Below are 14225 nucleotides of genomic sequence, written 5' to 3' on the forward strand. Positions count from 1 at the left end.
GCTCATCCCGTGCAGAATTCCGAAGATAAGCCGATAAAGATCATCCGCCACGCCCGGTCCCTCTCAGGATCACACGCACAAATGCAAACATCCGCGTAAACAGATAATCCACCTGATCCAGAGAGGTCAGGGTTTCTTGGGTCGTCTCGGAATGACGAATGCGAAAGCTGTTCCCTATGGAGGTCAGCTCAGCGGCCTCCCGCCCAAGGGCTTCCCGGAATCCAGAGTCCGGCGTGGCGACACGGTCCAGCATCGCTTCGGCCTGAGCGCGCTTGTTGGCGCCGGGTTCCAGTGTCTTCAGCCGTTCAAAGGCATCCCACAGTTTCTCCAGCGCGTCCTGCCGGTCTTCAGGTTTGAGCGATAGAAATCGTTGGCGAGCGGCTTCGAGCAGGCGGTCCGTCTCCGCATCACCGGTATGAAACATCGCCCAACCGAGAACATCGGCGACCGGCTGTGGGAGAAGCCGGCGGGCCTGTCCGCTCGATGTGAGTTCATACGCAATCGCGTTCCGGCGAAACAGGAGGTTTACGTCGGCTACGAACCGAGCAAGGCCGCCGTCCCGGTTCCAGCTCAAGTGATGGTGACCGAAGTAGGAATGATAACTGCCTTGAATCGGCTCGCCGACGGCGCTGGCGCAAAACTCGAGCAGATCGAGGATCACCGGCGTATCGGGCACTTCGTTCACAGAGAACGGCCATTCGATCCACGGCACCTCGGCGCCCAGCACCCGGCTGAAGGCTTGGACGTCACATCCGCACGGACCATTCCCGTCGGGGCACTGTTCCGGAAAGCGAAAGCCAAACGAGCCATCGCCAATCCTCGTCTCGATCAAGGTGAAAAGACCCGCCACAGACGGTCACCAATGACATCGATTGTTGCAGGGCGTGCCCCATATTCACGATCCGTAAAATAGCTCGACACCCTATCTCCCATCATCACTTCGCAGCACGGTTGGCTCGCCCGGCGATGTCCGCACATCGCATGATCAGCGCCTCGAAGGGTTCCGCGTCGTCAAGCAGCAACCCATCCTCGACCATGTGCGCATAGTCCGTTGCCAGCGCAGCGCGCGCATCTCCGTCCGGCACGAGTTGCAGCTTTCCACCGACGGCGGCTTCGTAGTCGATAACCTCGCCATCAACCGTCTTCGCCCCGAAGAACATGGTTTTGTGGCGGGCAACCGCGTCGGCGAGCTCACGATCCGATATTGCGGCGTTGGCGACCCCCGCATCATCCAGTCGGACGACATCGTGCCAATGACGGGCGAACCGATCGACCCGCAACCGGCCCTCGAGGCAATAAACATGCATTGCCGTCGCTTTCTCCCAGAAGGTTCGCTCGGCATGCATGACCCGGGGACGAGCCGCTGGGAATTCGACGCCGTCGACCAATCCGGCCGCGTCGCATACAACATCGCGCGGGCTGGCCGGCTCCCCGGTCGAGCGGGCGCCGAATTCCAGCATCACGCTCGGAGCCACATAGCCCGATCCCGAAGAGGTCGCCTCATAGTCGATGAACAGCTTGTCGCCTTCGGCCCTGAACGTTGCAGGCAACGACTGCGCGTCGATCGCGCGGGCAAGGAGAGGTCGGACTGTTCCGTCGACCCATTCTGGCAGCCGGTGGCGGACTGCCTTCGACCATCGCTTCTCCTCACTCCGGTTTTTCGGCAGGCCCTCGCCGTTTTCGCCCACCAGGTCGGGGGCGATGGCGCGGATGTCGTAGGTGAGATCCACGTCCTCGGAAAAACGCCGGATGACGTAATAAGCCTTTGACAGTGATGTGCCGCCCTTGAATACGAGATGTTCGCCGAAATTTGACCCGAACAGCGTTGCGAGAGTCCAGACGACCCACACGTCCTTTTCAAGCAGATGGGCCGGGCGGCCGGATCGATCGGCGGCAACGGCAAGAGCCTCGCGCCGATCGTTCGCTGACAATGTGACGAAGGCTTCAGCCATGAGCGACCTTGCCGACCGATCTGGCGAGCCAGCTCGGTAGTTGCGGCGCGGCCGCGACAAGCTCGCCGAACGTAGAAGACGGCAGCTTGTGTTTCAGCGTCTTCAAGGCCGCTTCCGCCTTCTCCGGTCCCAGCCAGGCGAGTGCGCGCACGGCCTGCCCGGCAGGGCGATCGGCCAACGCCAACTGCCAGCGTGGCGCATGGCGCAGCTCAATAGTCTGCTGGCCCAGAGTCATGGTCCGGCTTCGGCCCGAGGTCAGATAGACCGACCGGACCGGTACTTGGGTCGTGAGCCCGAGCGCATTGGCAGCCGCCGCTCCGTTCGACACGATGATTTCACCACGCTGCGTCGCAAGGGCTTCAACGGCTTTATCGACGGAGGGCGCGCGAACGCCGAACCGGCTCGAAACCGGACGTAGGTAAACGCCGCGCCCGGCCCGTATCAGCCGGCCACGTTCTGCCAGTCGCGACAATGCCTGGTCCAATGCGGGGCGGTTGCCGAGATGGAGCAGGCTTTTCGCGGCGATTGGAGCGCCCTCGGGCAAACCCTCGGTATGCGCCAGAATCTGTTCGGTCAGTCGCTGCATGATAAATCTCCTGTCAGAAATATACGCAGTTTTCTGACAGTTTTCAATCTATGTGGGAACGGCATGACTAATGTTTACGCCCGCTCCCCGGACTGTCGCGCGGAGTCAGGGATGTTCGAATTATCTGCGGTCGGGGCGCTAGTCCCCCACCCGTCTCGGCAATTACAGACCCTATCGTCACCGCAGCGGCGAAAACCGCTCGGTTCCGCCTGGCTCGAAGCGCACCGAAGCGATGGAGGCCGGTCATGTCCGATAGAGCAAAGCCGGATCGCCGCTGGCCAACGCCGGACATCCTCAAGCGCGCCAGGTTCGTCGACGAGGCGGGACCAGTTCGTTTCGTCGACACTGAGGCGGCGGCGCGCTACCTCGCCCTCGAAGCACATACGTTGGAGTGCTACCGCTCGCGAGGAGGAGGCCCCGCCTATCATAAGTTCGGCAAATGGGTCCGCTATGCAGTCGATGATCTGGACGCTTGGGCTAAGAGCTGCCGTCGCACCACGACGGTATCGCCAGAACCGCCCCGCATCCTTCCCATTGACCGGATATAGGTTCTAACCTATATGGAATGGGAGGTCGAATTCCACTCCGCCTTCGAGGCTGAGGTTCTGACTTTTGAGCGTGATGTCCGGGTCGCGTTGATCGCCGCCACCAAGCTGCTGTCCGATTACGGACCGCAGCTTGGCCGGCCTCACGCCGACACGCTCAAAGGATCGAAACACGCCAATATGAAGGAGCTGCGCTTCGAAGGCAGCGATGGCGAATGGCGTGCGGCCTTCGCTTTCGATCCCGAGCGCAAAGCCATCGTTCTTGTAGCGGGTGACAAATCGGGCGTCAGTCAGAAGCGCTTCTACAAAACGCTGATCGCAAAGGCGGATCTACGGTTTTCCGAGCATCTGGAAAGCCTGAAATCCGCAAAGAAGGGCAAATGAGATGGGTCGGAGCCTGAATGACATCATTGCCGCGCTCCCTGCCGAAGAGCAGGCAGCGATCGACGCCCGCTATCAGGATTTGAAGCAGGAAGTCGAGGGCCTTCGCGAGTTGCGGCAGATTGCGGGTAAGGCCCAGGCTGAGATCGCATCCGCGCTCAACATCAAGCAGCCCTCGGTTTCTCAGATCGAGCGACAGACCGATATGTATCTCTCCACTCTCCGCAGCTATGTGGAAGCTGTGGGGGGAGAGCTCGAATTGACGGTCAAGCTGCCGCAGCGGCCCGCATTGCGGATTCACCAGCTCGGCGATGCCAGCGCTCCTCCACAGATAACGACCCGCCGTCCTGGCACGCGCGCGCAGATGGGCGGTCGGCGTGGGCGCTAGTTATCCGACGAGAATCATCCTGGCGTTTCGAAGCGGCGGCGTCTGCGCCTTTCCGAAATGCGGCAAGCATCTCACCTACGACGCCCAGGTGGGAGACGACACCTATGTCGGCGAGGCGGCACATATTCGGGGTGAAAAGCCGACCGCCGCGCGCTACGACGCCTCCATGACCGATGCGGAGCGCGATAACGTCCGCAACCTTATCTATCTCTGCACCGACCACCATACGATCATCGACAAGGTCGAGGCTGATTGGCCCACCGCGACGTTGCAGCAACTGAAGGAAAGCCACGAAGAGCAGGTTCGCCAGGCGATGGAGGCGGCTTTTGCGGACGTTGCCTTTCCCGAATTGCAGAACGCTGTGTCGTGGGTCGCCAGCCAAGCTCCTGTAGGCAATGGATCGTTCGATCTCACCGCGCCCGACGAGAAGATCAAGAAGAACGCTCTATCGAACGGATCTCGGCATATCATTGCTGCCGGTCTGACCTCGCGAGCTACCGTTGGCGACTATGTCGAGGCCGAAGCGCAGCTCGATCCGGACTTTCCCGAACGCCTGAAAGCCGGCTTCCTTGAGGAATATTACGCGCGTCGGAAGGAGGGCCATAAGGGCGACGAGCTGTTCGAGCTGATGTGCGCCTTTGCCCAACGCGGGTTGCGTCGGCAGGCGGACAAGACTGCTGGTATCGCGGTGCTGATCTATCTTTTCGAAATCTGCGACGTGTTTGAGAAATGATTCTTCCGACCAAACATATCCCGCAGAACGAGGCGCTGATCGGTGTCGGCGCGACGCTGCTTGCCCACCTCAGCATGCCCATGACCTTCTCGGGCCTTTGGGAGCGTCTGCGCACGGAGCCGAACGTCGGAACTTTCGAGCGGTTCGTGCTGGCCTCGAATCTCCTCTATCTCATCGGCGCCATCGACATTCGAGACGGCCTCATCGTCAGGACCGCCTCATGATCCGAGCTGTTCGCGCCAATCACAAAGGCTTCCACGCCGCTCTGCTTCAGCCAGGAGTCAATCTCATACTGGCCGACCGATCCACCTCGGCCGGCGACAAGGACACGACGAACGCACTTGGCAAATCGACGCTCATCGAGATCATCGACTTCTGTCTCGCAAGCAATACCTCACCCGGGAAGGGACTTCGCATCGAGGCTTTGCAGGGTTGGGCATTCACGCTGGAGCTTTCCCTGTCCGGCCGCGACGTCGCGGTAACGCGAGCCACCGACACGCCCGGTTTCTTCGCGATCGAAGGCGCGACCGACGACTGGCCTGTCCGCCCGACCCCTAACAAGGAAGGCGTGCCCGGTCTCGACGCGAAGAAATGGCGAGCGGTCCTCGCCTGGGCGCTGTTCGGCATCAGCGAGTTGTCTGCCGAGTCGGGCTACAAGCCCTCGGCGCGGTCGCTGCTTTCCTATTTCGTGCGTAACCAGACAGCCGCGTACAACATCCCCTTCAAGTATTTCGATAATCAGAAGACCTGGGATATCCAGGTCCACAACGCATTCCTTCTCGGATTGAACTGGGAGAAAGCTGCGACCTGGCAGCAGCTCAAGGATCAAAAAAACGCACTCGATGCGCTCAAACAGGCGATCAAGACCGGAGCGGTCGACGGCGAACTGGCGTCCCTCGGTGAACTCGAAGCCGAACGCCTTCGCCTGTCGACACAGCTCGAACGCGAGCGCGATGCTCTCTCAAGCTTCCGCGTGCTTCCCCAGTACCGTGAGATCGAGGGCCAGGCGAACGTCCTGACCGGCGAAATCCACGGCTTGGTCAACGCCAATATCGTGGATAAGCGCCGGCTCGATCGCTACCGCGACTCGCTGGTCAGCGAAGATGTCCCGACCGAAGACCGGCTGGAAGCTCTCTACGGTGAGGCGGGCATCGCCCTGCCTGGCGCCGTCAAGAAGACGCTGGAGGATGCGCGGGCTTTCAATGCGCAGATTATCGCCAACCGCCGCGAGTTCATCGCCAGCGAGATTGCCGCGCTTGAGGCTGCTGTCAGCGAGCGCGAGACGAACATAGCGACTCTCACGGATCGCCGTGCCGGCTACCTTAGCGCGCTTGCCGGACAGGGCGCGCTGGAGGAACTGACGCAGCTACAGGAGCTGCATGCCGCCACCCGGCTGAAGGTCGATGAACTGACCAACAGGATCACCCAGCTTCGCCAGATGACCACGAAGGCGGACACGATCAAGGTCGAGACCGTGGAGTTGAAGCGAGCGACAGCACTCGATTATGAAGAACGGCGCGCACTCTGGTCACAGGCGCTCAGCCTGTTCTCTGAATTCTCCGAGAGTCTCTACAAATCGCCCGGTCGCCTAGTCATCGACATCGATGATACGGGCTACAAGTTCGACGTAGAGATTGCCGGTAGCCCGAGCGAGGGTATCAGCAAGATGAAAATCTTCTGCTACGATCTCATGCTGATCTCATTCGCGCGGCAGCGCGGTCTCGGGATCGACTTCCTGATTCACGACAGCACGATCTTCGACGGCGTTGATCCCCGTCAGCGAGCCCACGCGCTCGAACTAGCGGCAGCGATGGCCGCAAAATACGACTTTCAATATATCTGCACCCTCAACACCGACATGGTCCCGGTCAGCGACTTTTCGCCGGGCTTCGACTATGAAGCGCTCGTTCGGCTGCGTCTGACGGATACCGACGCGAGCGGTAGTCTGCTCGGATTCCGGTACTGATTGGGGGGCGCACATGGTCGGGTCTGGCTCTTCATTTTCGGAACGCTTCGGTTGCCACCGCGCCCATTCCGGGGGCGCACGCTCACGGACGGATATGGGCATATCGGAGAAATTCGCGTGAAAACGCGCGATTTTAAGTGAATGAAGGTAATTTGGTCTATTCAGTTGTGTATCTTAGGGCCTCGCAAATCGGAGTACGATCTACGTGACGCGGCACGGTTTTACATCAACGACGCGCCATGTCATCGCTTCCAGGGCAGGCTATCGTTGTTCCTATCCGGGCTGCCAGAAGTTGACCCTCGGGCCAGCGGTCGCACCTGACCAGTACGAGGACACCGGCTTCGCCAGCCATATTCACGCCGCCTCTCTTCGTGGCCCCCGTGGGCAGGGCGGGCTAAAGCCTGCGCAACTAAAACACGCATCCAATGGTATTTGGATGTGCGGAGCGCACGAGAACCTGATCGACAAGAAAAGCGGCGTGCGCTTTCCCGTCAATGTGTTGCAGAGCTGGAAAGCGCTCCACGAATACCGCACATCGTTTGAACATAGCGGAAATCAGGCAGCTTTCGGATTCGTGCGAACTCTAAGGCTTGAGCGTTCACCGCTCTTCACGCCCGGCACGCAGATCGATTTCGCCAAGACCACATTTCTAATCGGGCCTAATGGCAGTGGCAAATCCGCTATTTGCGAGTGGGTGAGCATACTTGAGGCGAGTGACAATATCCGGCGTTGGCTCGCAAACAACAACGTCCACTACGATATCATATTCGACGCCCCCGCCGAACATCGGCTCTCCGTTCAAACAGAAGGCATCCTCACTCTAGACCTTGATGGAAAAACGGTTAGCCGAAACCACGCCCGATCAAGCGCGGTTTATCTAAGCGGACGCGGTGACAACCGCATTGTGTGCGATCTTCGTCGAATCATGGACTTGCTCCAGATTGATGAGTTCGCGTTGCGCAGCTTGGGCACTCGCGTATCCGGTGATTTCGTAAAGAAAGTGGAATTTGTCCAGCGGACGCAGCAGGAAGACGACGAGGACGAGCTTCAGAGAGATGATCTTGACGCACCTGTCTACGTGTTGGAAAGTCATCTGACCAATGGTCGAGTGATGAGGTTCGAGCAATTATCGGGTGGCGAAAGGGGGCGCGTTCTACTTGAACTCGCGATGGCGCTAGCCCGTGAAGGAACCCAATTCGGGCCGACGCTGCTATTGGTCGAGCTTAAGTCGCTTGGAATGGATTGGGGTGCTATCCAGCCCTATTTGGACTTCTTCGGCAGTCCCGAGTGCCTATACCAAACTGTCTTGACATCTTGGGAACTACCCAGCGACGTCGAGATGCTCGGCTGGCAGATCTACATGGTGGACGGACGACCAGGAGAGAAAGGGACAGTAGTCGCATCACCGCGTGCGTGACCCAAGAAGTTTGGGTTCATCGCCTCTCTCAGTCTGCTGCAACCACCGACGACCACCCTGTCGGACAACCCTTTCGTCCTGGTCAGAAATCGACAGACCAGACCTCTATCCCATTGCGTTCGAACTGCGGTCGGCGTTCGTTGCCGGGGAACAAGGGTGACATGAAGAATACGTACTTATATCGCTCCATGCGAGATGCGAGCTTAACAAGATCGGCTGCCAGCTTGCCGTTGTTGCGTGGATTGACAGCCGCAAAGGTCTCGGCGCCGACATAGCCGGCTTCCTCACTCATGATGTCGAGTTCAAGCGATGCGTGCGCGCCAGGGGCGAGCCGAAACCCGCTCACGTCTGGATGTAGGTTCAACAATTGGCGGGCAGCCGCGATGGCGACGGCGAAGGTCCAAGTCTGATTGATTTGCTCGATCAGATTTAACGGCCGATCCTCGAGGGGATGGAAGCCAATTGGATCGAACTTCATCCGGCGCAACAGGTCCAGCGGGTCCCCCGATTGCGACGCCATCCATTGTTGAGCCCGTGCGGCAGAGGCTCGCACCATCTCCATCAAATTATCCGTCTCGACGGCGGTGCGGATGACAATATCCTTCGTCACTCTCGCATAACCTTTTCCCAGGTGTGAGCGCAGTAGCTGCACAAACCGGGATAGTCTGGATTGTACTCATGGACCGTGATGTCGGCACTGCATCGACTGCACTCGCCACCGATCGTTTCCTTACATGCAAAGCAAATGCTCATTTCTCCATTCTCGACATAGGCGTCGGCGCTGCATTCGGGGCATGTCGCGATCGGTGACGAGTCACCGTTCTTGGCGGCATAATAGGCGTCGATCTCGTAGCTCGCCGACACGACCATCTCAGCAAGCTGCCGCTGATCGTACTCATGGCCACACTGGAAGCATTTGGCATCGGCCGCTTCGCTCTCGATATTGTCGCGGTCGGTCTGACCGATAAGAGACGAGCCACAATTGGTGCAAGACATACGATCCAGTTGCCCGATCTCACCGGGCCAATTCAGGCGCAGAAGGCTGTCCATGCAGCTCTTCTGGACCTTATTGAAGGCATTCGTCTCTTCAAGGATTGTATCCCAGACGTCCGCCAAGACGTCTTGCGGATCTTCTTTCAGCGTCTCCAGGAAGTCGATAACCATCGGAAATGAGGCGGCGATCGCCTCCTTCAGCGCTCCAACGGGTTCGGCCAGGTGATAATGCTCAAGATTGTTTCGGAATCGTTGCAGCTTTTCGATGTTCACGTCAGGCCAGGACAAGCCGAATTTCTTGAATCGGCTCTTGAGCTGGGCGAGATCTACCGTCGCATAGCCGACAACCTCATGGTCAACGCCGCCGTCACCATCGGGGACGGGTTCGAATTTCGCGCCGATGATCTCCATCGGATCGGCGTCAGGGGCGGCACGGACGAGGCATTCCTTGCCCAGTAACAGCACGCCCGCATAGTAGTTGCGCGCCGCACTCAACATGCGCGCGTCGGAACCCTCTCGGAAATCTTCGATACCGAGCACAATCGAAGTTACCGCATTCTCAAATATATCCGCCATGCCCCCGCCAACAGCTCCGAAACTTCCACAAATCTACCCTAGACTCTTCAAGGAAAGGCGTCACCTCGGCCGGGAAGCGGTCGAGCGCACTATCGCATGTTGGAGAAGCTGACGGCCGCTTTCGTCGTCGGATGCCGCTGTCATAGTGGCGGATGGAAGCGGCGATGGGGCTAGTCGGCACCCTTCCGCACCGTCTCGACCGAGAGGGAGACTTGCTCCAGCGGCCGTAATAACTCGGCCTCCGGTTTCGTCAGCCATAGCCAGGCCGCCCAATCTTCCGGCCGCAGCACCACGATCTGCCGGTCGTGGATCGGCTTCACGTCGGGACCGGGATCGGTCGTCAGCATGGCGAAGGAGGCCGGGTGATTGCCCTGCGCCTCGCGCCAGATGCCGGCGACGGCAAGGAAGGGCGCTCCGTTCAGCGTAAAGCGGTGCTTGGTCTTCGGATATTTCGTGCCGGTGAACTCGAAGAAGGCCGAGGCCGGGACGAGGCAGCGATGGGTGTTGGAGAAATCGCGCCCTTCCGAGCGGAAGTTGAACACCGGGCCGCCCTCGGGCCGGTTCGACGGCAATCCGAAATTCATCCGCTCCAGCTCGACCTCGCGGTCGTTCGCCGTCGCCCGCATCACCGGACCCATCTGGTTGATGCGGATGTCGTCATGTTCGGGAAGGTCAAGGTCGCTTTGTTGCGTCGGAATCCCAAGCTCCAGCGCCTGCATCATCCTGCAATACTCGACCCATTTCACATGCTGTTCATAGGCGTTGCACATGGATGGCAAGATAGGGCGGGACCGGAGCGATTTCGAGGCTGGCGGTCCTTCGCGATTTCCGGCGGTCCGTATCTATGCTTTTGCATTTATACGCTTCCACGGTTTTACGGTCTTGCGGGGGAAAGCCTTCCCCCTGGTCGGCACTTCGTTGCCGACACACCCCCTTCTGCGGGGAGACCCCGCAACGCCCCCCGAGAGTGAGAGTGCGGACGGGGTTTGCCGTGACGGGTTGAGGGCTGGGAGAGAGGCTCCCGGCGCCCGTCGCGGAGAACCGCGATGTCCAGACGTGACCGCACCCCTCGCGCCGGCTCGGACCGGACGAACCTCTATGACGAGATCACCGGCAAGATCATCGCCGAGCTCGAGGTCGGCCGCTTCCCCTGGGTCCAGCCCTGGGGCACGGCGTCGGCGAAAGCGCCGCTCGGCCTGCCGAGGAACGCCGCCACCGGCCGCAGCTACAGCGGCATCAACATCCTGATCCTCTGGGGCGCCGTCGTGCAGCACGGTTTTCCCGGTCAGGGCTGGCTCACCTACAGGCAGGCCGCCGCGCTCGGCGGCAATGTCCGCAAGGGCGAGCAGGGCACCACCGTCGTCTATGCCGACCGCTTCGTCCCAGAGGACGAGAAGCGCCGGGCGCGCGAGACCGGCGAGGAAGCCCAGGCCATCCCCTTCCTCAAGCGCTTCACCGTCTTCAATGCAGCGCAATGCGAACGGCTGCCCGACGACATCACCGTCGCGGTTCCGCCGCCGCCCCCCGGCCTGATCGAGCCGAGGGTCGAGGCGCTGATCAGGGCGACGGGCGTCGACTTCCGCATCGGCGGCGACAGGGCATTCTATGTACCGGCCGACGACTATGTGGTCGTGCCGCCGCCGCAAGCCTATTTCGAGCCGATCAACTGGCACCGGACGGCCCTGCACGAGCTGGGTCACGCCAGCGGCCATCGCAGCCGGCTGAACCGCGATTTCTCCTCCTCCTTCGGCACGAAGAAATATGCCTTCGAGGAACTGATCGCCGAGATGAGCGCCGCATTCTGCTGCGCGTCGCTCGGCATCGTCCCGACCGTGCGCCATGCCGACTATATCGGCTCCTGGCTCGACGTGCTGCGCGAGGATTCCCGCGCCGTGGTCCGCGCCGCCAGCCAGGCCAGCAAGGCGGCCGACTGGATATTGTCCTTCGCCCCCGATGACGGGCTGCGCCCGGTGGAGGCCGAGCCTGACAGGCGGGCGGCGTGATTGACCGCGCGCGACTTCACGCCGCTCTCGTGCGCATGGAAGCCGGCCTCGCCCGAAGCCGGGACAATCTCGCGCTGGCCGAGCGCGCGGTATGCCGCCGGGCCGAAGCCGAGGCGATCCGCCGGCGGCCGAAAGCGCGGCACTACCATCGTGCGATGAGCCGCTGGACCGGCGCGGACGAGGCGGAATACCGCCGCATCCTCGACGATCTGCTCAAGGCGTCCGGTCCCGATCTCGACCGGCTTCGTCGCAGGATCGTCCGGCAGGAGGCGGCGATCGACACGCTGCGGCGGAAATACGGGGTGGACGCGCCGCGGCCGTCGCTCCCCGCCCGGTGAGGCAGGCGCCCGCATCGGCGTTCCAGAGAGTGAGAGAGGGGATGGGGATTTCGTGACGGGTTGATAGCGGAGAGAGAGGCTCTCGGCGCCCGTCACGGAGTACCCCACCATGGCCCGAGCTGCCAAGAAGAAGCCCGCCCTCGCGATGATCGAGTTCTCGCGGTCGCGCGACATTCCCTTCAACCGCATCCATCTGTCGAACGACAATGTTCGCGAAGTCGACGCCGATGCGGGCCTCGATGAGCTTGAGTTCGATGTCGAGCGCCGCGAGGACCTGATCCTCGGCATCAATGTCCGCGCCGTTCTCGACGCCGACGGCAACGAGACCGGCGATTTCGAGACCCCGGCCGGCGGTCGCCGCTACCGCGTCATCGCCCGCCTGGTGGCAAAGGGTCGCTTCCCCGAGGACGGCCTGGTCCCCTGCCTCGTCAAGAAGGCCAATGCCAAGACCTCGGCCGTCGACGACTCGCTGGCCGAGAACACCTTCCGCGTCGGGCTGCATCCGCTCGACCAGTTCCGCGCCTTCAAGCGGATGGTGGATGGCGGCATGACCCACGAGGAGGTCGCCAGCGCCTACTTCACGACGACGCGCTATGTCGAGCAGCGCCTGGTGCTCGCCAAGGTCTCGCCCAAGCTGCACGAGGTCTATGCCGCGAACGGCATGACGCTCCGGACGCTGGAGGCGTTCACCGCCCATCCCGATCACGAACGCCAGGAGCAGGTTTGGGATGCCGTCCGGCAGTCCCACAACAAGGAGCCCTGGCAGATCCGGGAAATGCTCACCGAGACCGAGGTTCCCGCATCCGACAAGCGTGCGCGCTTCGTCGGCCTCGACGCCTATCTGGCGGCGAGCGGGTCTCTCCTGCCGCGCTATCTCTTCGACGATGACGAGGAGGGATGGCTGGAAGACGTGCCGCTTCTCGACCGGCTGGTCGGGGAGAAGCTGAAGGCGGCCGCGGATGCTGTGGCCGCCGAAGGCTGGAAGTGGGTCGAAGCAGACCTCGAACTTCCCTACGGCTATGACCACGGCCTGCGCGGCGTCGTCGGCACGCCGGCGGAACTGTCCAAGAAGGAGCGGCGCGAACGCGAGAAGCTGCGCAGCCAGCAGGAGCGGCTTGAGGCCAAGTACCCGGCCGATCAGGAGCTGCCCGAGGACATCGACCGGCGCCTAGGCGAGATCGAAAGGCAGCTCGAAGCCTTCGAGCGCCGCCCGACCGTCTATGATCCGGTCGAGATCGCCATCGCCGGCGCTTTCGTCACCGTCGACGAGGACGGCGAGCTTGTCGTCAATCGCGGCTGGGTGCGCCCCGAGGACGAGCCGGTCGAGACCGTCGACACCGAAGGCGTCGAGCCGGATGCCGGTATCGACGGCGAGGACGATGACGATCTCTCGCCCGAGGGACCGCGCACCGTCATCGCCGTCAACGGCCGGCCGGTCGAGCCAGAGGAGGACGTGGACGTCATCCGGCCGCTCCCCGAAAAGCTGGTGATCGAGCTGTCGGCGCATCGTACCATCGCGCTGCGCAACGCGGTCGGCAGCAATCCCCATGTCGCCATGACGGCGCTGCTGCACAAGCTCGCCCGCGACGCCTTCAGGCGATCCACCCATGGCGCGACCGTCCAGGTCTCGGTTCACGAGGTCTTTTGCGGCAATCAGGGAACCGACCTGAAGACCACGCCCTATGCGAAGGCCGTGGACAAGCGCCACGCCGCATGGAAGGCCAAGGTGCCGACCGACGACGATGCGCTCTGGGACTGGCTCGTTGCGCTCGACGACGAGAACCGCATGGCGCTGCTGGCGCATTGCATGTCTCTCGGGATCAACGCGCTCTACGAGCGGCCCAATCCCATGAGCGCCACCGGCATCTCCGAAAGGCAGCTCCAGGCGCGCATGGCGGAAGCCGACCGCCTGGCCCGCGTGACCGGCCTCGACATGGCGGAGGCCGGATTCCGGCCGACCGTCGCGAACTACTTCGGTCGCGTGACCAAGCAGCGCATCCTCGAAGCCATCGCCGAGGCCGTCGGCGAGAGCACCGCCAATCTCCTCGACAACCAGAAGAAGGACAAGATGTGGATGGCGTCCGAGGCGGAGGAGCGGCTGGCGAATACCGGCTGGCTCCCGGAACCGCTGCGTCTCGCCAGCGAAGAGCCCGCGATCGAGGGTGCAGCCGAAGAGGACGAGCCCGACGTGGCGCTTCCCGACTTCCTCGCCGGCGACGACGAGGCCCCCGAAGCCGGCACCGGCGAAGATCCGGCGGTGCTCGTCGCCGCCGAATAGTCCCACATCCGCGGGGCGGCCGCGGTCGCCCCGCATCTTCCCCCTTCCACCTCCAGGCCCGGCGCTCGC

At 61.8% G+C, this 14225-nt stretch carries 15 protein-coding genes and 1 pseudogene; 10 read left to right on the plus strand and 6 right to left on the minus strand.

The annotated features are described in order from the left end of the window. Positions 1-40 precede the first annotated feature (40 nt). From EGT36_RS23990 to EGT36_RS24000, 3 genes and pseudogenes are all read right to left on the minus strand, one after another. A pseudogene (locus EGT36_RS23990) lies at positions 41-921 on the minus strand (hypothetical protein). A gap of 14 nt (positions 922-935) precedes the next feature. After that, complete coding sequence (locus EGT36_RS23995) at positions 936-1952, minus strand: nucleotidyl transferase AbiEii/AbiGii toxin family protein (protein ID WP_125271206.1); 1017 nt, start codon at positions 1950-1952, stop codon at positions 936-938. Beyond that, positions 1945-2538, minus strand: a complete 594-nt coding sequence (locus tag EGT36_RS24000; protein ID WP_003497286.1) for a DUF6088 family protein — start codon at positions 2536-2538, stop codon at positions 1945-1947. Before EGT36_RS24000 ends, EGT36_RS23995 begins: the two co-directional genes overlap by 8 nt. Before the next feature lie 245 nt (positions 2539-2783). Here EGT36_RS24000 and EGT36_RS24005 point away from each other — a divergent pair, with 245 nt between their 5' ends. The 7 genes from EGT36_RS24005 to EGT36_RS24035 all read left to right on the plus strand — a co-directional run bounded on the left by EGT36_RS24005 (position 2784) and on the right by EGT36_RS24035 (position 7968). Next, a complete protein-coding gene (locus tag EGT36_RS24005) occupies positions 2784-3086 on the plus strand; it encodes a helix-turn-helix domain-containing protein (RefSeq protein ID WP_024896899.1) in 303 nt (100 codons plus the stop codon). 12 nt (positions 3087-3098) lie between these two features. Then, positions 3099-3467, plus strand: coding sequence for a type II toxin-antitoxin system RelE/ParE family toxin (locus tag EGT36_RS24010; RefSeq protein WP_125271207.1), 369 nt, complete (start codon positions 3099-3101; stop codon positions 3465-3467). A 1-nt stretch (position 3468) separates the two neighbouring features. Next, positions 3469-3852 (plus strand): XRE family transcriptional regulator, encoded by a 384-nt coding sequence (locus EGT36_RS24015; RefSeq protein ID WP_003497282.1) that lies wholly within the window; start codon positions 3469-3471, stop codon positions 3850-3852. After that, positions 3842-4585: an HNH endonuclease gene (locus EGT36_RS24020; RefSeq protein ID WP_003497280.1), complete on the plus strand. Its 744-nt coding sequence runs from the start codon at positions 3842-3844 to the stop codon at positions 4583-4585. Before EGT36_RS24015 ends, EGT36_RS24020 begins: the two co-directional genes overlap by 11 nt. Beyond that, entirely contained in the window at positions 4582-4809 is a 228-nt protein-coding gene (locus tag EGT36_RS24025) for an ABC-three component system middle component 6 (protein WP_125271208.1), read from the plus strand. The genes EGT36_RS24020 and EGT36_RS24025 overlap by 4 nt, the downstream gene beginning before the upstream one ends. Next, positions 4806-6551, plus strand: coding sequence for a DUF2326 domain-containing protein (locus EGT36_RS24030; protein WP_003497277.1), 1746 nt, complete (start codon positions 4806-4808; stop codon positions 6549-6551). The genes EGT36_RS24025 and EGT36_RS24030 overlap by 4 nt, the downstream gene beginning before the upstream one ends. Before the next feature lie 205 nt (positions 6552-6756). Further along, positions 6757-7968, plus strand: a complete 1212-nt coding sequence (locus EGT36_RS24035; protein WP_003497275.1) for an AAA family ATPase — start codon at positions 6757-6759, stop codon at positions 7966-7968. An 82-nt stretch (positions 7969-8050) separates the two neighbouring features. Here the strand turns inward: EGT36_RS24035 and EGT36_RS24040 are convergent, their stop codons facing one another. The 3 genes from EGT36_RS24040 to EGT36_RS24050 all read right to left on the minus strand — a co-directional run bounded on the left by EGT36_RS24040 (position 8051) and on the right by EGT36_RS24050 (position 10307). Next, the gene (locus EGT36_RS24040; RefSeq protein WP_003497274.1) at positions 8051-8578 is read right to left on the minus strand and encodes a hypothetical protein; all 528 of its coding nucleotides are present in this window, start codon (positions 8576-8578) and stop codon (positions 8051-8053) included. After that, on the minus strand, positions 8575-9537 hold the full coding sequence (locus EGT36_RS24045) for a hypothetical protein (RefSeq protein ID WP_003497272.1): 963 nt from the start codon (positions 9535-9537) through the stop codon (positions 8575-8577). Before EGT36_RS24045 ends, EGT36_RS24040 begins: the two co-directional genes overlap by 4 nt. A 170-nt stretch (positions 9538-9707) precedes the next feature. Next, positions 9708-10307 carry an SOS response-associated peptidase gene (locus EGT36_RS24050; protein WP_003497270.1) on the minus strand — a complete coding sequence of 200 codons (600 nt, stop codon included), beginning with the start codon at positions 10305-10307 and terminating at the stop codon, positions 9708-9710. 276 nt (positions 10308-10583) lie between these two features. Between EGT36_RS24050 and EGT36_RS24055 the strand changes: the two genes are divergently transcribed. From EGT36_RS24055 to EGT36_RS24065, 3 genes are all read left to right on the plus strand, one after another. Next, positions 10584-11540, plus strand: a complete 957-nt coding sequence (locus tag EGT36_RS24055) for an ArdC family protein (RefSeq protein ID WP_003497268.1) — start codon at positions 10584-10586, stop codon at positions 11538-11540. Continuing rightward, positions 11537-11878: a hypothetical protein gene (locus EGT36_RS24060; protein ID WP_003497267.1), complete on the plus strand. Its 342-nt coding sequence runs from the start codon at positions 11537-11539 to the stop codon at positions 11876-11878. Before EGT36_RS24055 ends, EGT36_RS24060 begins: the two co-directional genes overlap by 4 nt. A gap of 109 nt (positions 11879-11987) precedes the next feature. Continuing rightward, on the plus strand, positions 11988-14156 hold the full coding sequence (locus EGT36_RS24065) for a ParB/RepB/Spo0J family partition protein (RefSeq protein ID WP_024897972.1): 2169 nt from the start codon (positions 11988-11990) through the stop codon (positions 14154-14156). Positions 14157-14225 lie beyond the last annotated feature (69 nt).

This window comes from Agrobacterium sp. FDAARGOS_525, assembly GCF_003938925.1.
Lineage (GTDB): Bacteria > Pseudomonadota > Alphaproteobacteria > Rhizobiales > Rhizobiaceae > Agrobacterium > Agrobacterium pusense.